Annotated in this window: 22 protein-coding genes and 1 riboswitch; of the genes, 11 read left to right on the forward strand and 11 right to left on the reverse strand. The window is 60.2% G+C overall.

The window, feature by feature from the left end; genetic code table 11:
* Window positions 1-64: 64 nt before the first annotated feature.
* The 6 genes from fba to tkt all read right to left on the reverse strand — a co-directional run bounded on the left by fba (window position 65) and on the right by tkt (window position 6,403).
* A complete protein-coding gene (gene fba / locus ACA053_RS27140; protein ID WP_109635505.1) occupies window positions 65-1,129 on the reverse strand; it encodes a class II fructose-bisphosphate aldolase in 1,065 nt (354 codons plus the stop codon).
* Between the two features lie 252 nt (window positions 1,130-1,381).
* Window positions 1,382-1,714, reverse strand: a complete 333-nt coding sequence (locus tag ACA053_RS27145) for an MliC family protein (RefSeq protein WP_131060609.1) — start codon at window positions 1,712-1,714, stop codon at window positions 1,382-1,384.
* A 56-nt stretch (window positions 1,715-1,770) separates the two neighbouring features.
* Window positions 1,771-1,992, reverse strand: coding sequence for a hypothetical protein (locus ACA053_RS27150; RefSeq protein WP_411960199.1), 222 nt, complete (start codon window positions 1,990-1,992; stop codon window positions 1,771-1,773).
* A gap of 34 nt (window positions 1,993-2,026) precedes the next feature.
* Window positions 2,027-3,190 carry a phosphoglycerate kinase gene (locus tag ACA053_RS27155; RefSeq protein ID WP_150633739.1) on the reverse strand — a complete coding sequence of 388 codons (1,164 nt, stop codon included), beginning with the start codon at window positions 3,188-3,190 and terminating at the stop codon, window positions 2,027-2,029.
* Window positions 3,191-3,202: 12 nt separating this feature from the next.
* A complete protein-coding gene (gene epd / locus ACA053_RS27160; RefSeq protein WP_109635511.1) occupies window positions 3,203-4,255 on the reverse strand; it encodes an erythrose-4-phosphate dehydrogenase in 1,053 nt (350 codons plus the stop codon).
* A gap of 150 nt (window positions 4,256-4,405) precedes the next feature.
* Window positions 4,406-6,403, reverse strand: coding sequence for a transketolase (gene tkt, locus ACA053_RS27165; RefSeq protein ID WP_497394087.1), 1,998 nt, complete (start codon window positions 6,401-6,403; stop codon window positions 4,406-4,408).
* A 273-nt stretch (window positions 6,404-6,676) separates the two neighbouring features.
* Here tkt and ACA053_RS27170 point away from each other — a divergent pair, with 273 nt between their 5' ends.
* From ACA053_RS27170 to ACA053_RS27185, 4 genes are all read left to right on the forward strand, one after another.
* Entirely contained in the window at window positions 6,677-7,672 is a 996-nt protein-coding gene (locus ACA053_RS27170; protein ID WP_497394088.1) for an ArsR/SmtB family transcription factor, read from the forward strand.
* 18 nt (window positions 7,673-7,690) lie between these two features.
* Window positions 7,691-8,881: a methionine adenosyltransferase gene (gene metK / locus ACA053_RS27175; protein ID WP_497394089.1), complete on the forward strand. Its 1,191-nt coding sequence runs from the start codon at window positions 7,691-7,693 to the stop codon at window positions 8,879-8,881.
* A 248-nt stretch (window positions 8,882-9,129) separates the two neighbouring features.
* On the forward strand, window positions 9,130-10,803 hold the full coding sequence (gene ligB / locus ACA053_RS27180; protein WP_497394090.1) for an NAD-dependent DNA ligase LigB: 1,674 nt from the start codon (window positions 9,130-9,132) through the stop codon (window positions 10,801-10,803).
* Window positions 10,804-10,900: 97 nt separating this feature from the next.
* Complete coding sequence (locus ACA053_RS27185; protein WP_497314216.1) at window positions 10,901-11,296, forward strand: DUF1090 domain-containing protein; 396 nt, start codon at window positions 10,901-10,903, stop codon at window positions 11,294-11,296.
* Window positions 11,297-11,482: 186 nt separating this feature from the next.
* Here ACA053_RS27185 and ACA053_RS27190 read toward each other — a convergent pair whose 3' ends face one another.
* A complete protein-coding gene (locus ACA053_RS27190; protein WP_109635519.1) occupies window positions 11,483-11,932 on the reverse strand; it encodes a c-type cytochrome in 450 nt (149 codons plus the stop codon).
* A gap of 128 nt (window positions 11,933-12,060) precedes the next feature.
* Between ACA053_RS27190 and mltA the strand changes: the two genes are divergently transcribed.
* A complete protein-coding gene (gene mltA, locus ACA053_RS27195; protein WP_497314218.1) occupies window positions 12,061-13,245 on the forward strand; it encodes a murein transglycosylase A in 1,185 nt (394 codons plus the stop codon).
* A 145-nt stretch (window positions 13,246-13,390) separates the two neighbouring features.
* Here mltA and ACA053_RS27200 read toward each other — a convergent pair whose 3' ends face one another.
* Entirely contained in the window at window positions 13,391-13,774 is a 384-nt protein-coding gene (locus tag ACA053_RS27200) for an MAPEG family protein (RefSeq protein WP_109635522.1), read from the reverse strand.
* A gap of 40 nt (window positions 13,775-13,814) precedes the next feature.
* Window positions 13,815-14,648, reverse strand: coding sequence for an EamA family transporter (locus ACA053_RS27205; RefSeq protein WP_497314220.1), 834 nt, complete (start codon window positions 14,646-14,648; stop codon window positions 13,815-13,817).
* A gap of 221 nt (window positions 14,649-14,869) precedes the next feature.
* Here ACA053_RS27205 and ACA053_RS27210 point away from each other — a divergent pair, with 221 nt between their 5' ends.
* On the forward strand, window positions 14,870-16,039 hold the full coding sequence (locus ACA053_RS27210) for an MFS transporter (RefSeq protein WP_497394092.1): 1,170 nt from the start codon (window positions 14,870-14,872) through the stop codon (window positions 16,037-16,039).
* 179 nt (window positions 16,040-16,218) lie between these two features.
* Entirely contained in the window at window positions 16,219-17,484 is a 1,266-nt protein-coding gene (locus tag ACA053_RS27215) for a cation:proton antiporter (protein WP_497394093.1), read from the forward strand.
* Here ACA053_RS27215 and ACA053_RS27220 read toward each other — a convergent pair whose 3' ends face one another.
* Together ACA053_RS27220 and ACA053_RS27225 are read right to left on the reverse strand one after the other, a co-directional pair.
* On the reverse strand, window positions 17,485-18,372 hold the full coding sequence (locus tag ACA053_RS27220) for a formate/nitrite transporter family protein (protein WP_109635528.1): 888 nt from the start codon (window positions 18,370-18,372) through the stop codon (window positions 17,485-17,487).
* A gap of 205 nt (window positions 18,373-18,577) precedes the next feature.
* On the reverse strand, window positions 18,578-18,982 hold the full coding sequence (locus ACA053_RS27225; protein WP_109635529.1) for an acyl-CoA thioesterase: 405 nt from the start codon (window positions 18,980-18,982) through the stop codon (window positions 18,578-18,580).
* Window positions 18,983-19,180: 198 nt separating this feature from the next.
* Window positions 19,181-19,283, forward strand: a riboswitch (S-adenosyl-L-homocysteine riboswitch).
* Between the two features lie 23 nt (window positions 19,284-19,306).
* Here ACA053_RS27225 and ahcY point away from each other — a divergent pair.
* The 4 genes from ahcY (at window position 19,307) to rhlE2 (ending at window position 24,847) form a co-directional block, all read left to right on the forward strand.
* On the forward strand, window positions 19,307-20,716 hold the full coding sequence (gene ahcY, locus ACA053_RS27230; RefSeq protein WP_077747242.1) for an adenosylhomocysteinase: 1,410 nt from the start codon (window positions 19,307-19,309) through the stop codon (window positions 20,714-20,716).
* Window positions 20,717-20,910: 194 nt separating this feature from the next.
* On the forward strand, window positions 20,911-21,756 hold the full coding sequence (gene metF / locus ACA053_RS27235) for a methylenetetrahydrofolate reductase [NAD(P)H] (RefSeq protein WP_109635533.1): 846 nt from the start codon (window positions 20,911-20,913) through the stop codon (window positions 21,754-21,756).
* Window positions 21,757-21,931: 175 nt separating this feature from the next.
* Window positions 21,932-22,747, forward strand: coding sequence for a substrate-binding periplasmic protein (locus tag ACA053_RS27240; protein ID WP_497394094.1), 816 nt, complete (start codon window positions 21,932-21,934; stop codon window positions 22,745-22,747).
* A 222-nt stretch (window positions 22,748-22,969) separates the two neighbouring features.
* A complete protein-coding gene (gene rhlE2, locus ACA053_RS27245) occupies window positions 22,970-24,847 on the forward strand; it encodes an RNA helicase RhlE2 (RefSeq protein ID WP_497394095.1) in 1,878 nt (625 codons plus the stop codon).
* Window positions 24,848-24,960: the final 113 nt, after the last annotated feature.

Genomic DNA, 24,960 nt, shown 5'->3' on the forward strand with positions numbered 1-24,960 from the left:
TTTTTAACCTCCATTAAAAACCCGCCTCTCGGCGGGTTTTTCCATCAACTCAAACGCTAAAGATTTAATTAACCTTAGCGTTCAACTCACCCTTCAAATACCGCTGATACATCCCTTCCAACGAGATCGGTTTGATCTTCGAAGCATTACCCGCCGTACCAAACGCTTCATAACGAGCAATACAAACATCACGCATCGCCGTCACAGTCGCGCCGAAGAACTTACGCGGATCAAACTCGCTCGGGTTAGTCGCCATCAACCGACGCATCGCACCAGTAGAAGCCAGACGCAGGTCAGTATCGATATTGACCTTACGCACGCCGTGCTTGATGCCTTCGACGATTTCTTCAACCGGTACGCCGTAGGTTTCTTTGATGTCGCCGCCGTACTGGTTGATGATCGCCAGCCAGTCTTGTGGCACCGAAGACGAACCATGCATCACCAGGTGGGTGTTCGGGATGCGTTTGTGGATTTCCTTGATGCGGTCGATGGCCAGCACGTCGCCGGTAGGCGGCTTGGTGAACTTGTACGCGCCGTGGCTGGTGCCGATGGCGATGGCCAGGGCGTCGACTTGGGTGCGTTTGACGAAGTCAGCGGCTTCTTCCGGGTCGGTCAGCATTTGGCTGTGATCCAGAACGCCTTCGGCGCCGATGCCGTCTTCTTCACCGGCCATGCCGGTTTCCAGCGAACCCAGGCAGCCCAGCTCGCCTTCTACCGAAACGCCGCAGGCGTGAGCCATGGCCACGGTTTGTTGGGTGACGCGCACGTTGTAGTCGTAGTCGGTCGGGGTCTTGCCGTCTTCGCCCAGGGAACCGTCCATCATTACCGAGCTGAAGCCCAGTTGGATGGAACGCTGGCAGACGTCAGGGCTGGTGCCGTGGTCCTGGTGCATGCACACCGGGATGTGCGGGAATTCTTCGATTGCCGCCAGGATCAGGTGACGCAGGAACGGTGCGCCGGCGTATTTGCGAGCACCGGCCGAGGCCTGGACGATCACCGGGGAGTCAGTCTTGTCAGCGGCTTCCATGATGGCGCGCATCTGCTCAAGGTTGTTGACGTTGAAGGCTGGAACGCCGTAGCCGAACTCGGCTGCGTGGTCCAGCATCTGGCGCATGCTGATAAGTGCCATTATGTGTGTCTCTCCCGGTTTGGGTCGTTAATCGTGCCAGCCTGCCGGAGCGGCGGCGGCTATTCAAGTTATTGCAGATCGGGGGTTGGCCCGGGCTGCGAATTCGGTCTTGCCAAAATCTCTATAAGCCATCGAGTTCCCGTAGGAGCGAAGCTTGCTCGCGAAAGCGGTTTTACTGGCAACACATGTGTTGAATGTGATGACGTCTTCGCGAGCAAGCTTCGCTCCTACAGGTTTCGCACAAGCCTTCAATTACTGCGCTTTACAACCGCGGCCAATCAAATCATTGGTGGCGACCCAGTAAACCAGGCCTTCCTCACCTTTTACGTGAAACGCCAGCATGTCGTTGCTGTACAGCGAACCTTCAGCGCCCGGCTCAAGCTTCAAGCGGTAGACCTGATCGGCCCCGCCGAGGCGCACGTCGACTTCCTTGCGGCTGTCGTCGGTGTAGCGCCAGAGCACTTTGGCCTGGCTGTCGCAGGTCCAGGTGGTCCAGTTGTCCGTCGATTCGGCAGGCTTGAACAGGTTGAAATTCGAGCAACCTGCCAGCAGTGCCAACGCCATAACGGCGATAAAACCTTTCATCCATGTTCCTCGACTGACGGCGCACGCCGCCAGCCCTGAGTAATGTGTCAGACCCGTCAAGGGCAACCATGTTCCTTGGCCGGAGTCTGGGTCTCGTATTTCTCCAGGCCATCAGGTCCGGAGCGCTTGTTGATCACCGGATTGGTTTCCGCCTGCCAGTCGGCCTGGTAGCAGCCTTTTTCCACCGATTGCGGCGCAGGGTCCGGCTTGGCTTTCGGGTTACTCCCGCAAGCCACCAGCATACCCGCAGCGATCAACAGCGCTAACGGTTTGACCATGAGAACACTCCTTTGCGTGGTCAAATGAACGACCTCAGGCCTTGGCACGGCTTTCCAGGACTTCAACGGCTGGCAACACCTTGCCTTCCACGAATTCGAGGAACGCGCCGCCACCGGTAGAAATGTAGGAGATCTGATCGGCCACGCCATATTTATCGATGGCCGCCAGGGTGTCGCCGCCACCAGCGATCGAGAACGCCGAGCTTTCCGCGATGGCCTGGGCCAGCACTTTGGTGCCGTTACCGAACTGGTCGAATTCGAACACGCCAACAGGACCGTTCCACAGGATGGTCTTGGACGACTTCAGCAGCTCGGCGAAGTTCGCCGCGGTCTGCGGGCCGATGTCCAGGATCATGTCGTCGGCGGCTACGTCGGCGATCAGCTTGACGGTAGCGGTCGCGCTTTCAGCGAATTCCTTGGCAACCACAACGTCGACCGGCAGTGGCACGCTGACTTTGGCGGCGATTTCGCGCGCGGTGTCCAGCAGGTCCGGTTCGTACAGGGACTTGCCGACCGGGTGACCGGCTGCGGCCAGGAAGGTGTTGGCAATGCCGCCGCCGACGATCAGTTGGTTGCAAATCTGGCTCAGGCTGTTCAGTACGTCGAGCTTGGTCGAGACCTTGGAGCCGGCAACGATCGCAGCCATCGGCTGGGCCGGGGCGCCAAGGGCTTTGCCCAGTGCGTCCAGTTCGGCGGCCAGCAGCGGGCCAGCAGCGGCGACCTTGGCGAACTTGGCCACGCCGTGGGTCGAACCCTCGGCGCGGTGAGCGGTGCCGAAGGCGTCCATCACGAACACGTCGCACAGGGCGGCGTATTGCTGGGCCAGTTCGTCAGCGTTCTTTTTCTCGCCTTTGTTGAAGCGCACGTTTTCGAACAGCACGATGTCGCCGGCTTTGACGTCGACGCCGCCCAGGTAATCGGCGACCAGCGGCACTTCGCGGCCCAGGGCCTTGCTCAGGTAATCAGCGACAGGCTTGAGGCTGTTCTCGGCCGAGAACTCGCCTTCGGTCGGACGGCCAAGGTGCGAGCAGACCATCACGGCCGCGCCTTTTTCCAGGGCCAGCTTGATGGTCGGCAGCGAAGCCAGGATTCGCGCATCGCTGGTGACTACACCGTCCTTGACTGGGACGTTGAGGTCTTCGCGGATCAGTACGCGCTTACCTTGCAGATCGAGGTCGGTCATCTTCAACACGGTCATGGGTCGCATTTCCTACTGTTTTGGAGAGGCTGCTGTTTGCAGATAGTGTTCCGCAACGTCCAGCATTCGGTTGGCAAAACCCCATTCGTTGTCGAACCAGGCCAGGATGTTCACCAGCCGTGGGCCGGAAACTCGGGTCTGACTGGCATCGACGATGGCCGAATGTGGGTCATGGTTGAAATCACAACTGGCGTGAGGCAACTCGGTGTAGGCCAGAAGCCCTTTGAGCGGGCCGCTGGTCGCGGCCTCGCGCAGAATCCGGTTGACCTCGGTGGCGTCGGTGTCGCTGACGGTCTGCATCGTAATGTCGAGGCAAGACACGTTAACCGTCGGCACTCGCACGGCTTTGGCCTGAATTCGCCCGGCAAGTTCCGGCAGCAGGCGTTCGATGCCACGCGCCAGACCGGTGGACACAGGAATCACCGACTGGAACGCCGAACGCGTGCGGCGCAGGTCTTCGTGATGATAGGCGTCGATCACCGGCTGATCGTTCATGGCCGAGTGGATGGTGGTGATCGACACGTATTCCAGACCAATGGCCTGATCCAGCAGGCGCAACAGCGGCACGCCGCAGTTGGTGGTGCAGGACGCGTTGGACACCAGCAGCTCATCACCGGTCAGGCAATCCTGGTTCACGCCGTAGACGATGGTCGCGTCGACATCCGCCTCGCTGGCCATCGGCTGGGAAAACAGCACACGCGGTGCGCCAGCGTCGAGGAACCGCTGGCCATCGGCACGCGTGTGGTAAGCGCCGGAGCACTCCAGCACCAGATCGACGCCCAAGGACGCCCAATCGATGCCTTCAGGGGTGGCACTGCGCAGGACCTTCACGCAGTCGCCATTAATATGCAGACAATCGCCGTCGACCTTCACTTCGCCGGGAAAACGCCCGTGAGTGGAGTCGAAGCGTGTCAGGTATTCGATGCTGGCCATGTCCGCCAGATCGTTGATCGCGACAATTTCAAACCCGGCCTTTTCGCCTCGCTCAAACAACGCACGCAAGACGCAACGACCAATCCGGCCGTAGCCGTTGAGTGCAACTTTGTAAGGACGCGGTTGAGGCATGGGGTTCTCGATTACCGTGGTGAATCTGTCATTGCAGTGTTGGCAGGGCCGACGCCTTCGCGAGCAAGCCCGCTCTCACAGGAGAATGCATTTCCATGTGGGAGCGGGCTTGCTCGCGAAAGCGGCAGTCCAGACGCCGCAACTTCTGGATCAGTCTTCCAGCAGCTCTTCAGCCTGACCCAGGATGTTTTCCAGGGTGAAGCCGAACTCTTCGAACAAGGCTGGCGCAGGCGCCGACTCGCCGTAGGTGGTCATGCCGATCACGCGACCTTCCAGGCCCACGTACTTGTACCAGTAGTCCGCGTGCGCGGCTTCGATGGCAATACGGGCGCTAACCTGCAATGGCAGAACCGCTTGCTTGTAACCGGCGTCCTGAGCATCGAACACGCTGGTGCACGGCATCGAAACAACACGCACCTTGCGACCTTGCTCGGTCAGCTTGTCGTAAGCCTGAACCGCCAGACCGACTTCCGAACCGGTAGAGATCAGGATCAGCTCAGGCTCGCCTGCGCAGTCCTTCAACACGTAACCGCCACGGGCGATGTCAGCGATTTGCAGTGCGCTGCGTTCCTGATGCTGCAGGTTCTGACGCGAGAAGATCAGCGCCGAAGGGCCGTCCTTGCGCTCGATGGCTGCTTTCCAGCAAACGGCCGATTCAACGGCATCGGCTGGACGCCAGGTGTCGAGGTTCGGCGTGCTGCGCAGGCTGGTCAGTTGCTCGATCGGCTGGTGAGTCGGGCCGTCTTCGCCCAGACCGATGGAGTCGTGGGTGTAGACGAACACCACGCGTTTCTTCATCAGCGAAGCCATGCGTACCGCGTTGCGAGCGTATTCCATGAACATCAGGAAGGTCGCGCCGTAAGGCACCAGGCCGCCGTGCAAGGCCACGCCATTCATGATTGCGCTCATGCCGAATTCGCGAACGCCGTAGTACATGTAGTTGCCGCTGGCGTCTTCAGCTGTAACACCTTTGCAACCTTTCCACAGGGTCAGGTTGGAACCGGCCAGGTCAGCGGAGCCGCCCAGCAGTTCAGGCAACAGCGGGCCGTAGGCATTCAATGCGTTCTGGCTGGCTTTACGGCTGGCGATGGTTTCGCCCTTGGCCGCGACTTCAGCGATATAAGCCGAGGCTTTTTCGGCGAAGTCTTCCGGCAGGTCGCCGCCCAGACGACGGACCAGTTCGTTGGCCAGCTCAGGGAAAGCAGCAGAGTAGGCAGCGAAACGCTGATCCCACTCGGCTTCGGCTGCACGACCGGCTTCCTTGGCGTCCCACTCGGCATAGATGTCAGCCGGGATTTCGAACGGACCGTGGTTCCATTTCAGCGCAGCACGGGTCAGCGCGATTTCCGCGTCACCCAATGGAGCGCCGTGGCAGTCTTCTTTACCTTGCTTGTTCGGCGAACCGAAACCGATGGTGGTCTTGCAGCAGATCAGGGTCGGCTGCTCGCTTTTGCGTGCAGTCTCGATCGCGGTCTTGATCTCTTCCGGGTCGTGACCGTCGACGTTGCGGATCACTTGCCAGTTGTAGGCTTCGAAACGCTTAGGGGTGTCATCGGTGAACCAGCCTTCGACTTCGCCGTCGATGGAGATGCCGTTGTCATCGTAGAAAGCGATCAGCTTGCCCAGACCCAAAGTACCGGCCAGGGAGCCGACTTCGTGGGAAATGCCTTCCATCATGCAGCCATCACCCAGGAACACGTAGGTGTGGTGGTCGACAACGTTGTGGCCAGGACGGTTGAACTGCGCCGCCAGGACTTTTTCAGCCAGGGCGAAACCTACGGCGTTGGCCAGGCCTTGGCCCAGCGGACCGGTGGTGGTTTCAACGCCCGGGGTGTAGCCGAATTCCGGGTGACCCGGGGTGCGGCTGTGCAGCTGGCGGAAGTTTTTCAGGTCATCGATCGACAGGTCGTAGCCGGTCAGGTGCAGCAGCGAGTAGATCAACATCGAGCCGTGACCGTTGGACAGCACGAAGCGGTCACGGTCGGCGAACGATGGATTGCTCGGGTTGTGCTTCAGGTAGTCACGCCAAAGTACTTCGGCGATATCCGCCATACCCATCGGGGCACCGGGATGGCCGCTGTTGGCTTTTTGCACGGCATCCATGCTGAGGGCACGAATGGCGTTGGCACGCTCACGACGGCTGGGCATCGCTGTTCTCCTGCGGGTTCTGTATCGAGAGTGAATAAAACGAAACGGAAAAAAGGCGAGCATTTTCCCTCACCGACCCGCCTCGGGGCAATGACAGATAGTCATCTGAAGGCGTTTTTCCAATGGTTAACAGCGGTTTCGACTGATGAAACCTTTCTGCAGTTCGTTTGTTGACTGAACCTAACGTCTGTAAGTGCCATCTATCGACCAATATCAAAACTTTTTGATATTGCCCTTGCGATGATTTCTACCCGTCACTAGACTGCTGGCCTTATGAATTTACGCGTGCCTTCCATTCGACATGACGATTGCGATGAGCTGGCGGCCCTGTGCAAGGCCGGCGGCGATCCTCTGCGGCTGAATGTATTGCGCGCACTGGCCAACGATTCGTTTGGCGTACTGGAACTGGCGCAGATTTTCGGGATTGGTCAATCCGGCATGAGTCACCACCTCAAGGTCTTGGCCCAGGCCGACCTGGTGGCGACCCGCCGTGAAGGCAACGCGATTTTCTACCGTCGCGCCCTGCCCCACACCGACCTGCTGGGCGGCAAGCTGCACGCCGCCTTGCTCGAAGAAGTGGACAACCTGACCCTGCCGGACGATGTGCAGTCGCGGATTGCTCAGGTCCATGGGCAACGAGCGGCGGCCAGCCAGGACTTTTTCTCCCGGGTAGCGGAGAAGTTTCGCGCCCAGCAAGACCTGATCGCCGGCCTGCCGCAGTACCGCGAAAGCGTGGTGGCATTGCTCGACAAGCTGAGTTTCAGTGACGGCGCGACGGCCATCGAAGTCGGCCCCGGCGACGGTGAATTCCTGCCGGAACTGGCGCGCCGCTTCACCCAGGTCACGGCGCTGGACAACAGCCCGGCGATGCTCGAACTGGCGCGTCAGGTCTGCGAACGTGAAACGCTGGCTAACGTCAGCCTGCAACTGGCCGATGCATTGAATGGCGTCAGCCTTCAGGCCGATTGCGTTGTACTGAACATGGTGCTGCACCATTTCGCCGCGCCGGCCGAAGCGCTCAAGCACATGGCCGATTTGCTGCAACCGGGCGGTAGCCTGCTCGTGACAGAGTTATGTAGCCACAACCAGAGTTGGGCCAGGGAGGCCTGCGGTGATCTGTGGTTGGGGTTTGAACAGGACGATTTGGCCCGTTGGGCCACCGCTGCGGGACTCGTTCCCGGGGAAAGCCTCTATGTAGGCTTACGTAATGGTTTCCAGATCCAGGTCCGCCATTTTCAGCGACCGGCTGGCGACACTCACCATCGGTAAATTCAGGAAAAAATCGAGATGAGCGAATACTCCCTCTTCACCTCCGAGTCCGTGTCCGAAGGGCATCCGGACAAAATCGCCGACCAGATTTCCGATGCGGTGCTGGACGCCATCATTGCTGAAGACAAGTTCGCCCGTGTGGCGTGCGAGACGCTGGTCAAGACCGGCGTGGCAATCATTGCAGGTGAAGTCACCACGTCGGCCTGGGTCGACCTGGAAGAAATCGTGCGTAACGTCATTCTGGACATCGGCTACAACAGCTCCGATGTCGGCTTCGACGGTGCCACTTGCGGCGTGATGAACATCATCGGCAAGCAGTCCCCTGACATCAACCAGGGTGTCGACCGTGCCAAGCCTGAAGATCAGGGCGCCGGCGACCAGGGCCTGATGTTCGGCTACGCCAGCAACGAAACCGATGTGCTGATGCCAGCACCGATCACCTTCTCGCACCAGCTGGTGCAACGCCAGGCCGAAGCCCGTAAATCCGGCCTGCTGCCTTGGCTGCGCCCGGACGCCAAGTCGCAAGTGACTTGCCGTTACGAAGGCGGCAAGGTTGTCGGTATCGACGCCGTTGTTCTGTCGACCCAGCACAACCCGGAAGTGTCGTACAAAGACCTGCGCGAAGGCGTGATGGAGCTGATCGTCAAGCACGTGCTGCCTGCCGAACTGCTGACCAAAGACACCCAGTTCCACATCAACCCGACTGGCCAGTTCATCATCGGTGGCCCGGTGGGCGACTGCGGCCTGACTGGTCGCAAGATCATCGTCGACAGCTACGGCGGCATGGCCCGTCACGGCGGCGGCGCGTTCTCCGGTAAGGATCCATCGAAGGTTGACCGTTCGGCGGCCTACGCCGGTCGTTACGTGGCCAAGAACATCGTTGCCGCCGGCCTGGCCGAACGTTGCGAGATCCAGGTTTCCTACGCGATCGGTGTTGCACAGCCTACGTCGATCTCGTTGAACACTTTCGGCACCGGCAAGATCAGCGACGACAAGATCGTCAAACTGGTTCGCGAAATTTTCGACCTGCGTCCATACGCGATCACCACCATGCTCGACCTGCTGCACCCGATGTACCAGGAAACCGCTGCGTACGGCCACTTCGGTCGCACCCCGACAACCAAGACTGTGGGCGAAGACACCTTCACCACGTTCACCTGGGAAAAGACCGACCGCGCCGACGACCTGCGTACTGCAGCCGGCCTGTAAGACTTTCCCGGCGGTACCAAAAGCCCCGCACGGTTCGCCGTGCGGGGCTTTTTATTGCGCGCAATTCGATAGAACGCAGCCTCGTTTCACTCGACATCGGTTACAAAAATATCTGTAGGAGCTGTCGAGTGAAACGAGGCTGCGATCTTTTGATCTTTATATCGAAACACACCGAAAAACATCGCTGCTGCCGACGCCCGAAAGCTGACTAACCTTGAAAGCATTCCCCCTGAGCAAGGACGCTCACGATGCTTCTGCGCCTGTTTTCCGCTTTGTTGCTGACCTTGTTTTGCCTGCACTCAACGGCCAACGACTGCCCCGACTGGTCACCCGCCCGCGCCCTGGACGAAATTACCGCCCTGCAACAACAAATCGATTTCTGGGACGACCACTATCACCGCAACGGACGCTCACTGGTCGCCGACGAGATCTATGACCAGTCCCGCGCCCGATTGAGCGAATGGCGTGAGTGTTTTGACTTGAGCCTGGCGCCCGACCCCTTGCGCACGGCGGGCGGCAAGATTGCCCACCCCATCGCCCACACGGGCCTGGAAAAACTGCGAGATGGGCCGGCGGTCGAGCATTGGCTACGCAAGCGCGATGACCTCTGGATACAGCCCAAGGTCGACGGCGTGGCCGTGACGTTGATCTATCGCAACGGCTCGCTGCATCAAGCGATCAGTCGGGGTGACGGCTTGAACGGTCAGAACTGGACCGCATCGGCCCGACTGATTGAAGCCATCCCCCGGCAACTGCCGCACCCCTTGAATGTGCTGGTGCAAGGCGAACTCTATTGGCGCCTGACCGACCATGTGCAAGCCAAGGCAGGCAGCCTCAACGCCCGCTCCACGGTGGCCGGGTTGATGGTTCGCAAGGAGCTGAACGCCGAACAGGCCGGTGGTATCGGGTTGTTTGTCTGGGACTGGCCACAAGGTCCGGCAAGCCTGCCGGCCCGCGTGGCGGCGCTCGGTGAAATGGGTTTTCCGAGCACGGCGCCTTACAGTCAGCCGATCAAGGGATTCGCCGACGCGCAACGATGGCGCGATCACTGGTACCGCACGCCCCTGCCCTTCGCCAGTGATGGCGTCGTTTTGCGGCAGAGTCAGCGTCCACCCGCCGAACGCTGGCAGGCGCGGCCGTCATTCTGGAGCGTTGCCTGGAAATACCCCTTCGCCCAGGCACTGGCCGAAGTGCGCAAAGTCCATTTTAAAATTGGCCGCACGGGGCGGATTACACCGGTGCTGGACCTCACACCAGTGAAGCTCGATGACCGACAGATCAAGCGGGTGAGCGTCAGCTCCCTGCAACGCTGGGAGGCGCTGGATATCCGCCCCGGGGATCAGGTGTCCATCAGCCTGGCGGGCCTGACCATTCCAAGGCTCGATGGCGTCGTGCTGCGCAGTACCGAACGCACTGAATTGAACGTGCCATCGGCAGCAGACTTTCATCAATTGAGTTGCTGGCAACCGACATCAGGCTGCGAGAGCCAATTTCTCGCGCGCCTGACCTGGCTCAGCAGCAAACAGGGACTGGCTCTGCCTCATCTCGGCCCTGGCACCTGGGAGAAACTTTTCGAAACAGGCCGCCTCAACAGCCTGCTGGATTGGTTGACCCTCGATGCTCAAGAGCTTGCTAACATTGATGGCTTCGGCAAACGCAGCGCGGCTCGCCTTTTAAACAGTTTCAACAGCGCCCGGCAACGTCCGTTTGCTCGCTGGCTCAAAGCCTTGGGGTTGCCGCCCACCGGCCAGGCACGGCTTGCCGATTCATGGCAGGAACTGGCGAATCGAAATACCGAACAATGGCAGGCAGAAGCCGGTATCGGCCCGGGACGCGCGGCGCAATTGAACGCCTTTTTTCGCGACCCGCACGTCCTGGCACTGAGTCAAACATTACGCATGGCCGGGATTGACGGCTTTTAAACGCCGAGACACCTGGCAGCCCGGGAACCCAAAGGTGGCGACGGGCTCAAACGCCCATCGCCACATCGACCCGATTGTCTTTGCACATGGAGCTTTTATGAAATTTCTTTCACCGCTCGCCTTGCTGACCCTTTGCAGCGTGATGGCCGCTCCCCTGATGGCCGCCGAAGAAGCCCCGGAACTGACCGGCTGTGCCGCGAAGAAACAGGGGATCATCACTCAGATCGAACTGGCCAAATCCCACGGCAACGCCGAACAGCAGGCCGGCCTCGAAACGGCCCTGAGCGAAGTCACCGCCCATTGCACCGACGCCTCGCTGAAGAAGGAACGGGAAAACAAGGTGCTCGACGCCAAGCATGAAGTCAGCAAGCGTCAGGCCGACCTGGACAAAGCCATGAAGAAAGGCGACCCGGAGAAGATCAACAAACGCAAAGACAAACTCGCCGAGTCTCGCAAGGAATTGCAGGACGCACTCGATGAGCTGGATAAATAAGCCATCACAGAATCGTGCGGCTTGCCTGTGGCGAGGGAGCTTGCTCCCGCTGGGCTGCGAAGCGGCCCTAAACGCGCTTATCCAGGCAGACCGCATTTTCCTGGTTTACGACGGCTTCGCCGCCCAGCGGGAGCAAGCTCCCTCGCCACAGTTGCGCAGCAGGTCTCCCCAGATCACACCCGAGAATCAATGATCCCGAAATTCTTTATGGCAGGCACTGCAGGCATCTTCGACTTTCTGTACCGCCGGCCCCAGGTTACTGGCCTTGTAAGGTTGAACCTTGCTGGCAATCACCAATTCACCGGTGGCGGCTTCAAGGGTGCGGGCCATTTCCTGGAAGCGTGTCTGCTGCTGCCACACATTGTCCTTGGCGCTGGTGTGATCTTCTTCGCGCACCTGCGGGAAATGTTTCCACGGCTCACGGGACAACGTGTCGAGCTTCACGGCGCCTGCCTCGAATTTCGGACCGTCGAAGGGAATACGACCACGCAACATGCCGCCCAAGTCTTCGCCGGTCTTGAGCATCTGTTTGAAGATCGCCTTGCGTTGGCCCAGTGGCGAACTCGGGTCGACACCACCGCAAGCAGACAACGTCAGGCAGGCCAGCAATACAACAGAAAGTCTTTTAAGAGTCATGGTGGCTTCAGGTCACGGGAAACGGCGGCCAGTATCCTCGTGTCATCGGCAAAGACCAATAGCCCTATTATCAATACGGGTTGTTTGAGCGCATGGAGCACTCAGGCAACCGGCAAAGGAATTACTCCATGAACAGCCGTTTCAAGGCATTGCGTCACCACCTCGTGTGGACTCTTCCAATGGTGGCCGTGCTTGCTGGCTGCACCGGCGGCGATAAAAGCACGCCTAAAACCCACGCGCTGGCGACCTACTCCAGTGCCACTTGGGAAGCGCTGCCGGCCGTGTCCGACAACGACCTCGTCGCCGGTTTCGGCTCGTGGCGCAGCGCCTGCACCCGACTCAAGGCCGACCCGGTCTGGGGTGCGACCTGTGCGGCTTCAGCTAATGTGCCGCAAACCGCCAACGACATCCGCGGCTTTCTCAAGCAGAACCTCGACGTCTACGGCCTGCGCGCCGCCAATGACAACCCCAACGGTTTGATCACCGGCTATTACGAACCGGTCTACCCCGGCAGCCTGACCCAGACCGACGTGGCAAACATCCCGGTGTACGGCGTGCCCGAGGACATGATCATCGTCTCCCTGGACAGCATTTACCCCGAACTCAAAGGCAAACGCCTGCGCGGACGCCTCGAGGGTCGCGTACTGAAGCCTTACGACGATGCGGCAACGATTGAGACCAATGGGGTGAAGGCGCCAGTGGTTGCCTGGCTGACCGACCCGATGAACCTGCAATTCCTGCAAATCCAGGGTTCGGGTCGCATCCAGCTCGACGACGGTCGTCAGTTGCGCATCGCTTACGCTGACCAGAACGGCCATCCGTACCGACCAATCGGGCGCTGGCTGGTGGAGCAAGGCGAGCTGAAGAAAGAAGACGTGACCATGGGCGCCATCAGCACATGGGCCAAGGCCAATCCGTCGCGCATTCCGGAATTGCTGGGCAGCAACCCGAGTTATGTGTTCTTCACCCGCAACCCGGACAGCAACGAAGGGCCTCGCGGCTCGCTGAACGTTCCGCTGACCGCCGGTTACAGCGCGGCAGTGGACCGCAAGGTGATACCGCTGGGCAGTCTGTTGTGGCTGTCCACCACCAAACCGGACGGCACCGCACTGGTACGGCCCGTGGCAGCGCAAGACACCGGCGGCGCAATTGCCGGCGAAGTGCGTGCGGATCTGTTCTGGGGCACCGGCGAGGCCGCCGGGCAATTGGCCGGGGACATGAAACAGCAGGGGCAGATCTGGATGCTGTGGCCTAAAGGCGCGGCGTTGCCGCAAGTGCCGCAGGTGGCTGATGCGGTGAAGGCGAATCCTTAAGTTCTACGGTGGCTGATGCATAGCCTTCGCGAGCAAGCCCGCTCCCACATTTAATACAGGTCGCGCACCAATCAAATGTGCACTGAAGATCAAATGTGGGAGCGGGCTTGCTCGCGAAGGGGCCAGCACAATCACCGAAGAATTTTCAGACCGACACCACAAAGAAACTGACAATCAACCCCATCCCCACAAACCACACCAGCGACCGCAAAATCGCCCAGTCCGCCAGGTAGCAAATGATGTACAGCAGCCGACTGGTGATAAACAGCACCGCCAGCACGTTGACCGTCACCAGCTGCGCCGTGCCCACCAGATGCGCCACAATCACCGCCGCCGCGAACGCCGGGGTCACTTCAAAACTGTTCAGTTGCGCCGCATACGCGCGTCTACCCAAACCATTCAGCGAATCAAGAAAGTCCCGGGGGTCATGGTTGTCTTGCAGCCCAAACCTGCCACTGACCTTGGCAATGCCCGTGCAGATATAAGGCAGGAAGATCGCGATCAAAACGCACCACAGAGCAACCGTCATAAAGCAGTCCTTTCTTCAGTTTTAGAAATTCGGGGCCCGGTCAAAACTTCATCACCAACATGCCGATCAGTACCAGCCCACAGGCTAAGAGCCTTGGCCTGCCGAAAGGTTCTTTCAGGTACCGCATGCCGAACAGCACGACCAGGATCACGCTGATCTCGCGCAACGCTGCCGCTTCGGCAATCGATCCCAGTTGCATCGCCCACAGCACCAGAGCGTAGCTGAACAACACGCAGAACCCGACCGCCAGACCCAATCGCCACTGTTCTCGCCAGAACAGCATGAACGCCGGGCGCTTGCGCACCAACGCCAGCAACGGGAACGGCCAGGCGCTGAGCAGCGTGACCCAGACCAGATAATCCAGAGGGTGCGACCAGCGCCGCAGCGCCTGGCCATCGATGAAGGTGTAGCAGCCGATGCACAGGCCGATCAGCGCCACCACCGGCAACATCGACCACGGCAGACGCGCCCCGCCGCCGCCCTGCCAGAGCAGGCATAGCATGCCGAACGGGATCAGCAGGATTCCGAAGATCTGCTGGTTCGTCAGCACTTCCCCGGCGAAGATCAGCGTCAACGCCAGCACCACCAGCGGCGACAGCCCACGCATCAACGGATAGACCAACCCGAGGTCGCCGACCCGATAGGCCTGGATCAGCAGGTAGCGATAGAGCAGTTCGAACGCCGCCGATGCCAGGATCCATGGCCAGATTTCAATCGGCGGCAGCGCCACGAACGGCAGCATCAGGGCGACAAACAACATCGCGACGCTGTCCATGCAGGCCACCACCAGCAGCCGTTCGGCGCTGAACTTGATCAGGGTATTCCACGCCGCGTGCAACAGCGCCGCCACCAACACCAGAGCCGTCGCAAGCACGGCACACTCCTTTTGTTAACCGCCGCGCCTCCTGCAAGAAGCGCGTGGATAATTGATTCGCCATATGTCAGCAGCTGTTTATACTGCAAGCGACCACGCCGCACTCAGTTGCGCACAGACTAATTCCAATAATTTCTGCCCCTGCCCGCTCTCTTCGAGAACGGTCATCGGCATGCGTATGCCTGATCAAAGCGTCAAGACTACCGACAGAGACCTTGCGCATGCCACTCGCCTTGCTTGCCCTCGCTGTTGCCGCGTTCGGCATCGGCACCACTGAATTCGTCATCATGGGCTTGCTGCCCGACGTCGCCCGCGACCTCGCCGTGAGCATTCCCCACGCTGGCCTGCTGATCACCGGCTACGCCCTGGGCGTGGTGTTCGGGGCGCCGATCCTCGCGATCGGTGCCGCCAACATGCCGCGCAAAGCCACACTGCTGGGCATGACGCTGATGTTCATCCTCGGCAACGTGCTGTGCGCACTGGCGCCGAACTACGCCACGCTGATGGCCGCGCGCGTGGTCACCGCGCTGTGCCACGGTGCGTTCTTCGGTATCGGCTCGGTGGTCGCGGCCGGGCTGGTCGCACCGAACAAACGGGCGCAGGCGATTGCCATGATGTTCACCGGCCTGACGCTGGCCAACGTGCTCGGCGTGCCATTGGGCACCGCGCTCGGGCAATACGCCGGCTGGCGCTCGACGTTCTGGGCGGTCTCGGTGATCGGTGTGATTGCCGCGTTAGCGCAGTGGCTCTGGCTACCGAAGGACATCGCGATGGACAAGGCCAACCTCGCCAGCGAGTTCAAAGTGCTGGGCAAGATCAATGTGCTGTTAGCGTTGGGCATGAGCGTGCTGGCGTCGACCAGCCTGTTCAGCGTGTTCACCTACATCGCGCCGATCCTCCAGGACATCACCGGTGTCAGCCCCCACGGCGTGACGATCATGCTGCTGTTGTTTGGCGTCGGCCTGACGGCGGGCAGCATGCTCGGCGGACGTCTGGCGGACAGCCGTTTGTTGCCTTCATTGGTGGGCATGGCGCTGGCCGTCGCGGTGGTATTGGCTGCGTTCAGCCAGACCAGTCATTCGGTGATTCCGGCGGCGATCACGCTGGTGCTGTGGGGGATTTTCGCGTTTGCCCTGTGCCCGATCCTGCAACTGCTGATCATCGATCAGGCGCATGAAGCACCGAACCTCGGTTCGACGCTGAACCAGAGCGCCTTCAATCTCGGCAACGCGGCCGGTGCGTGGATTGGCGGGCTGGTAGTTGCCAGCGGTGCGGATCTGGCGGACCTGCCGTGGACCGGCGCGCTGGTCAGTGGCCTGACGGTGCTGACTGCGTTGTTCTACATCTATCTGCAACGTCGCGGTGCGACTGCGGTCAATGTGTCCGGCTGAATAATCGCTTCGCTCATGCAAATGCATTCGCGAGCAAGCCCGCTCCCACATGGATTTCGGTCGTATACAGAATCTGTGTTCACTGGAGATCCACTGTGGGAGCGGGCTTGCTCGCGAAGAAACAGACTCGCTGCAACTGACTGAAACCCCATTTCTCACCCCCCATCCAAGGACCCCGGATGCTCGAGCTTGTCGCTGCCTTTATCTGCCTCACCACCCTCCTCACCTACGTAAATTTCCGCTTCATCGGCTTGCCTCCGACCATCGGAGTCATGGTCACGGCGCTGATGTTTTCCCTGCTGCTGCAAGGTCTGAGCTTTCTCGGCTACCCCGGCCTTGAAGAACGTATCCAGCAGTTGATCGGCCAGATCGATTTCGGCGATCTGCTGATGAACTGGATGCTGTCCTTCCTGCTGTTCGCTGGCGCCTTGCACGTCAACCTGAATGACCTGCGCAGTTATCGCTGGCCCATCGGACTGCTGGCGACTGTCGGCGTATTGATTGCAACAGCGGTGATCGGCAGCCTCGCCTATTACATTTTTTCCCTGTTCGGCTGGCACGTGAGCTTCCTCTATTGCCTGCTGTTCGGCGCGCTGATTTCCCCCACCGACCCGATTGCGGTCCTCGGCGTGCTGCGAACCGCCAATGCGTCCAAGCCTCTGAAAACCACCATCGTCGGCGAGTCGCTGTTCAACGACGGCACGGCCGTCGTGGTCTTCACCGTGCTGCTGGGCATCGCACAACTCGGTGAAACCCCGACCGTCGGCGCCACGGCGATGCTGTTTGCACACGAAGCGATTGGTGGCGTGCTGTTTGGCGGGCTGATCGGTTATCTGGTGTACCTGATGATCAAGAGCATCGAACAGCATCAGATCGAGGTCATGCTGACCCTGGCGCTGGTGATCGGCGGCTCGGCCATGGCGTCGGAGCTGCATGTATCCGCGCCGATCGCGATGGTCGTCGCCGGCCTGATCATCGGCAACCTGGGCCGCAACCTGGCGATGAACGACATGACCCGCAAGTACCTGGACGGTTTCTGGGAACTGCTCGACGACATGCTCAACGCCCTGCTGTTCGCCCTGATCGGCATGGAACTGTTGCTGCTGCCGTTCAACTGGCTGCACGTGCTGGCCGCGAGTTTGCTGGCGTTGGCAATTCTGCTCTCGCGCCTGCTGACGGTCGCACCGGCCATCGTGCTGTTGCGGCGCTGGCGCACAGTCCCGCGCGGGACGATCCGGATTCTGACTTGGGGTGGTCTGCGCGGTGGTGTTTCGGTCGCGCTGGCCTTGGCCCTGCCGCTGGGCCCGGAGCGTGACTTGCTGTTGAGCATCACCTACATCGTGGTGCTGTCGTCGATCCTGTTGCAGGGTCTGAGCATCGGCAAACTGGTCAAGCACGTGACTCGGGACGAGCCTGCGCCAGCGGCACAGGCCGAGCATCACTGATTATTTTTTGCTCTTCTGCGGATCGGGCGCCTGGCCCTGATCCGCCGTCTTCTTCGGCGGTCCGCTCTCACTGCGGATCTGCGCATGGCTGATCAGCGCGAAGATAAAGCTGCCGCCGATGATATTCCCCGCCAGCGTCGGCCCGGCGAACACCAGCCAGAAATCCTTCCACGGCAACTCGCCGGCAAACACCAGGTACGAGACTTCGGCCGACCCCACCACGATGTGGGTGAAATCCCCGAGCGCCATCAGGTAGGTGATGAGGATGATGATCCACATCTTGGCGCTCTCCATGGACGGGATCATCCAGACCATGGTGGCAATCATCCAGCCCGAAACGATGCCTTTGGCGAACATCTGGCTGGCGTCGTTCTCCATGATCTTGCGGCCGATATCGAGAAAAGCCAGATCGGTCTTGCTGTCGAAAATCGGCAGATGCAACATCACGTAGGCCACCAGCAACGTGCCGCAGAGGTTGCCTACCAGCACCACCGACCACAGGCGTAGCAGCCGGCCGAAATTGTTCAGTGTGGGTTTGGTCATGATCGGCAGCACGGCCGTCAGGGTGTTCTCGGTGAACAGTTGCTGACGGGCCAGGATCACCGCGAGAAAGCCTGCGCAGTAACCGAAGCTGGCGATGACCTTGAAGCCTTCACCGTCCGGCAGTCGGGAATTGAGCAGACCCATGGCCATCAGCGACAGGCCCATGGTCAGGCCAGCGGCCAGGGCCGACCACCACAAAGCGGCGACACTGCGCTCGAGTTCCTGATCGCCCTGGGTGCGGATGATTTCGTGCAGCACCGCGGCGCGCGGTGGCTGGTTCTTGTCGACGTCGTGCTGTTCTTCCGGCGACAGGTTTGGGGTTTTGCCTTCTTTCTTGGCGTCCATAAAGCTCCGGAACCGGTGGTGTGTCATGTAGGTACGACACGCGGGGTTCGGAGCTGTTCACTGGTCCGCTGAATCATCGTTGAACCGTAGCCCGCCTTCGCGAGCAAGCCCGCTCCCACAGAGGATCTTCAGCGAACGCAATTCCGGTGAACGACTGAGATTAAATGTGGGAGCGGGCTTGCTCGCGAAGGGTGCGCCGCCGATATCACTCGCTGGCAATATCATCCTTGAACTGGTCTTTGACGTACTTGATCTCGGTCTGGCCGTGTGGCGCAGGCAAACCGTCTTCACCCAGATTGACGAAGACAATCTTGTCCACCGTCAGGATGCTTTTGCGAGTGATCTTGTTGCGCACTTCGCACTTCAGGGTGATCGAGGTGCGACCGAACTCGGTGGCGGTGATGCCCAGTTCGATGATGTCGCCCTGGCGCGAGGCGCTGACGAAGTTGATCTCGGAAATGTACTTGGTGACCACACGCTGATTGCCCAGCTGGACGATGGCGTAGATCGCCGCCTCTTCGTCGAGCCAGCGCAACAGGCTGCCGCCGAACAGCGTGCCGTTGGGGTTGAGGTCTTCGGGTTTTACCCATTTGCGGGTGTGGAAATTCATATTCACTCCTGAGCGTCTTGCCGAATGATGGGGGGCATCATGGCAGAGCCCGGCCTAGAGCTCTATTGGGCATCGACTATGGCCTCGATTACCGTTCGGACATTCATCAACAGAAACGCTTTGGAAGATAAGAATAGCCCGCTATAATCGCCACCGTTTCAAAACGGTAACGTTCACTTGCTACCGTTTTCCCGCCACCTGTCCGAGGGGCGCTGCAGCAGGTTCGACCTGTCAGGCTCGGATGGGGCGTTGACTGGCCATGATTGGCCGGACACTAAACGCACAACGGCGCCCATTCGCATACATTACGAATGGAGGCTCATCATGAGCGCTGTTATCACGCCTGCAGATTTTAACGATTACAAAGTGGCTGACATGTCCCTGGCTGCCTGGGGCCGTCGCGAAACCATCATCGCCGAATCCGAAATGCCTGCCCTGATGGGTCTGCGCCGCAAGTACGCCGGTGAGCAGCCGCTCAAAGGCGCAAAAATCCTCGGCTGCATCCACATGACCATTCAGACTGCCGTGCTGATCGAAACCCTGGTTGCCCTGGGTGCCGAAGTGCGTTGGTCGTCCTGCAACATTTTCTCGACTCAAGACCAGGCCGCTGCTGCTATCGCTGCTGCCGGTATCGCGGTTTATGCCTGGAAAGGCGAAACCGAAGAAGAGTACGAGTGGTGCCTGGAGCAAACCATCCTCAAAGATGGCGCGCCTTGGGATGCCAACATGATCCTCGACGACGGCGGCGACCTGACCGAGCTGCTGCACAAGAAATACCCGGCGATCCTGGACCGCGTCCACGGCGTCACCGAAGAAACCACCACTGGCGTTCACCGCCTGCTGGACATGCTGGCCAAGGGCGAGCTGAAAATCCCGGCCATCAACGTCAACGACTCGGTGACCAAGAGCAAGAACGACAACAAGTACGGCTGCCGTCACAGCCTGAACGATGCGATCAAGCGCGGTACCGACCACCTGTTGTCCGGCAAGCAAGCGCTGGTCATCGGTTACGGTGACGTGGGCAAGGGCTCCGCTCAGTCCCTGCGTCAGGAAGGCATGATCGTTAAGGTTTCCGAAGTCGACCCGATCTGCGCCATGCAAGCCTGCATGGACGGCTACGAGCTGGTTTCGCCGTTCATCGACGGTATCAACAACGGCACCGAAGCCAGCATCGACAAAGCCCTGCTGGGCAAGATCGACCTGATCGTGACCACCACCGGCAACGTCAATGTTTGCGACGCAAACATGCTCAAAGCCCTGAAGAAGCGCGCTGTTGTCTGCAACATCGGCCACTTCGACAACGAAATCGACACTGCTTTCATGCGCAAGAACTGGGCATGGGAAGAAGTGAAGCCACAGGTTCACAAGATCCACCGTACCGGTCCTGGCGCATTCGATGCCCAGAACGACGACTACCTGATCCTGCTGGCCGAAGGCCGTCTGGTTAACCTGGGTAACGCCACCGGTCACCCAAGCCGCATCATGGACGGTTCGTTCGCCAACCAGGTTCTGGCGCAGATCTTCCTGTTCGGCCAGAAGTACGCCGACCTGTCGCCAGCCCAGAAAGCCGAGCGCCTGACCGTTGAAGTACTGCCGAAGAAACTCGACGAAGAAGTGGCCCTGGAAATGGTCCGCGGTTTCGGCGGCGTTGTGACTCAACTGACCAAGACCCAGGCCGACTACATCGGCGTGACCGTCGAAGGCCCGTTCAAGCCGCACGCTTACCGCTACTGATCGACCTGCAGCCTGCTCTCCCTTGTGGGAGCGGGCTTGTGTGGCGAGGGAGCTTGCTCCCGCTCGACTGCGAAGCAGTCGCAAAGCTTTGAGGTCGCTGCGCGACCCAGCGGGAGCAAGCTCCCTCTCCACACAAACCTGCTCCCACACGGGATATGCAAGCCTCTGGCTTACGCGTTTTCAAGGGTATTCCCATGTCCCAAGACCGTCGCTACAGCTTCGAGTTCTTCCCTACGAAGACCGACGCTGGGCATGAAAAGCTACTCGCCACTGCCCGTCAGCTGGCCACGTACAACCCCGATTTCTTTTCCTGCACCTACGGCGCTGGCGGTTCGACCCGTGATCGCACGCTCAATACCGTGTTGCAGCTCGAAAGCGAAGTCAAAGTCCCGGCTGCACCGCATTTGTCCTGCGTTGGCGACAGCAAGGACGACCTGCGCGGCCTGCTGACTCAATACAAGGCAGCCGGCATCAAGCGTATCGTTGCCCTGCGCGGTGACCTGCCTTCGGGCATGGGCATGGCCAGCGGCGAATTGCGCCACGCCAACGACCTGGTTCAATTCATTCGTGAAGAAACCGGCGATCATTTCCACATCGAAGTCGCTGCTTATCCGGAGATGCATCCGCAAGCGCGCAATTTCGAAGACGATCTGAACAACTTCGTGCGCAAGGCCAACGCTGGCGCCGACAGTGCGATCACCCAGTACTTCTTCAACGCCGACAGCTACTTCTACTTCGTCGAGCGTGTGCGGGCGATGGGCGTGAACATCCCGATCGTGCCGGGGATCATGCCGATCACCAACTACAGCAAGCTCGCGCGCTTCTCCGACGCTTGCGGTGCGGAAATCCCGCGCTGGATCCGCAAGCAGCTGGAAGCCTACGGCGACGACACCCAGAGCATTCAAGGCTTTGGTGAGCAAGTCATCACCGAAATGTGCGATCGCCTGCTGCAAGGTGGCGCGCCGGGGCTGCACTTCTACACACTGAACCAGGCTGAAGCGAGCCTGGCGGTGTGGAACAACCTGAAGCTGCCTCGTTAAAAGCAAGATCAAGAGATCGCAGCCTCGTTTCACTCGACAGCTCCTACAAGGGAATACGTACTCTGTAGGAGCTGTCGAGTGAAACGATGCTGCGATCTTTTGCGTTTAACGCCCGAACCAGAGCTTCTGGATCCGGTTTCTGGCTCTTTATGATTTCTCGTCGTAATCTCAAGCCATGCCCCTGATCGCACAGTTACTCACCGTGTTTCTTTTCTCTTGCCTGAGCTTTGCCGCCCGGGGCGAGAAGCTGCGCATTGTCACCGAGCCGTGGGCGCCTTATGTCTATGAGGAAAACGGCAAATCCCTGGGCCTGGATTACGAAACCACGGCGATCGTGTTCAAACGCCTGGGGATCGAAGTGGACTGGCAATTCCTGCCGTGGAAACGCTGCCTGTCAATGCTTGAAACGGGTCAGGCGGATGGCGCGCTGGATATTTTTCACAGTGATGAACGCGACGCCACGTTGCTCTACCCCAGCGAACCGCTGTCAGATGTCGAGTTCGTGATGTTCTACGCCAACGAACGCCCCCATCCCTTCCGCACCCTGGACGATCTGAAAGGCCTGACCGTCGGCACTTCGCCAGGCTACCTCTACAGCAAGGATTTCAGCGATTCGACCCTGTTCACCCGGGAGCCGGCGCCGACCCACGAAGCCAATTTCGGCAAACTGGTACGCGGGCGGATCGACCTGTTGATCACCGATCGCCGGGTCGGCCAGCATTTGCTCGACGAATTGGGCATCCGCGACAAGATCACTGAAAACCCGACAGTCATCAGCCATCAGAGCCAGTTTTTGGCGGTACGCCGTAATGCGGGCATGGATTTACTGGTGCAGCGTTTCGGTGCCGAGCTCAAGCGCTTCAAGCGCGAGCCCGCCTACGCTGAGCTGAGCGCCCGTTATGGCGCGGGGCCCGGCACCGGAGGGCAACCCACCGCCACCACCACCGCCACCGTAAAAACCGTTGAGCAGCAGGAAAGCGGCGCGCAGTGATTGCTCTGTTATACTCCGGCGTTCCCGCCAGGCTCACGCCCGGACGCTCGGACTTGTTCAAGGCATCTCGATCCGCTACAGCGCAGCTTTCCAGCCCGCGCGAGCGCTCCAGACGAGCTTTCAAGGCCCAGCAGGACCGGACGGGATTGCGTTCCTCTTAAACGCCATTCGCGCCAGGCAAGACTCCCATTGGGCCAAGCCCTAACTAAAACAGGATTACTCATGTCCTTTGCTTCCCTCGGTCTCTCCGAGGCTTTAGTCCGCGCCATCGAGGCAGCGGGCTATACCGAGCCTACTCCGGTGCAACAGCGGGCTATCCCCGCCGTGTTGCAAGGTCGCGACCTGATGGTCGCGGCACAGACAGGTACTGGTAAAACCGGCGGCTTCGCCCTTCCGATTCTGGAGCGGTTGTTCCCCAACGGTCACCCGGACAAATCCCAGCGTCACGGCCCGCGCCAACCGCGCGTACTGGTCCTGACCCCTACCCGCGAACTCGCGGCTCAAGTCCACGAGAGTTTCAAGGTCTATGCCCGTGACCTGAAGTTCGTCAGCGCCTGCATCTTCGGCGGCGTCGGCATGAACCCGCAGGTTCAGGCCATGTCGCGCGGTGTTGACGTGCTGGTGGCCTGCCCCGGCCGTCTGCTCGACCTCGCCGGTCAAGGCAGCGTCGATCTGTCCCACGTGGAAATCCTCGTGCTGGACGAAGCCGACCGTATGCTCGACATGGGCTTTGTCCATGACGTGAAGAAAGTCCTGGCTCGTCTGCCGAGCAAACGCCAGAACCTGCTGTTCTCGGCGACCTTCTCCAAAGACATCACCGACCTCGCCGGCAAACTGCTGCACAACCCGGAACGCATCGAAGTCACGCCGCCGAACACCACGGTCGAGCGCATCGAGCAACGCGTCTTCCGCCTGCCAGCCAACCACAAGCGTTCGCTGCTGGCGCACCTGATCACCGCTGGCGCCTGGGAACAGGTCCTGGTGTTCACCCGCACCAAGCACGGCGCCAACCGTCTGGCCGAGTACCTGGACAAACACGGCCTCAGCGCCGTCGCGATCCACGGTAACAAGAGCCAGAACGCCCGCACCAAAGCCCTGGCCGACTTCAAGGCCGGTGAAGTGCGCATCCTCGTCGCCACCGACATCGCCGCTCGCGGCCTCGACATCGACCAGTTGCCACACGTGGTCAACTTCGAACTGCCGAACGTCGACGAAGATTACGTTCACCGTATCGGCCGTACCGGCCGTGCCGGTCGTTCGGGCGAGGCGATCTCGCTGGTCGCTCCGGACGAAGAAAAGCTGCTGAAAAGCATCGAGCGCATGACCAAGCAGAAGATTGCCGACGGCAACCTGATGGGCTTCGATTCCAGCGCTGTAGAAGCCGAGAAACCGGAAGTCCGCGAGCGTCCGGATGTGCGTAACCCGCGCAACCCACGTGGCCCGCGCGGCGACGGTCCGAACGGCACCGGTGGTGGCGGCGGTCGTAAAGACAAAGGCAAGGACAAGGGCGGTAAAGAAAAAGCGCCTGCCACTGGCCGTGGCGATCGCCCAGCCCGTGAACACAAGCCACGCGAAGGCACCCCGGCTCGCGAGCAACAGCGTCCAGCGCCACGCGCTGCTGCTGCAGACCGTGCTCCGGACGAGTTCCTGGACGACGACATCGATAACTTCGGTAACCGCGTCGACTACGTGCCTCAAGCCAAACCGGCTCAGGGCCGTGGCCGCCGTCCGGGTGCTCCGGCACAAGGCACGGCAGCGGGCGCTGGTGCTCCACGCACTGGCGGCAAGCCTCAGGGTCGCCAAAGCGGTCCGCGCAGCAGCGACGGCGCCACCACCGGCACGCCACCGGCCAAGCGCAGTGGCCCACGCAACGGCGCTCCACGTGACGGCCAGGCCCGTCGCGAAGAGTCGCGCAACCGCCGTCCGGCCCGTGACGAACAGCCACGTTCCGAACCTGCCGTGCAAAACCCGCGCGGCCCGGCTCCGAAGATCATTCACAAGGAGTCGAAAACCGATCGTTTCCCGACTCCAGAGCAACTTGATCAACTGCCAGGCCGTCCGCGTGGTGAGAAGCCAGCGTTGCTGACCCGCAACCGCTGAATTAGCACTGCAACGAAAATGCCCCGGATCGCGAGATCCGGGGCATTTTTGTTTTCTGAGGGTGAGCACAAATCCTCAACTCACTAAAGAACCCCTTGTGGGAGCGGGCTTGC

The sequence above is a fragment of the Pseudomonas sp. LBUM1672 genome (assembly GCF_059695655.1).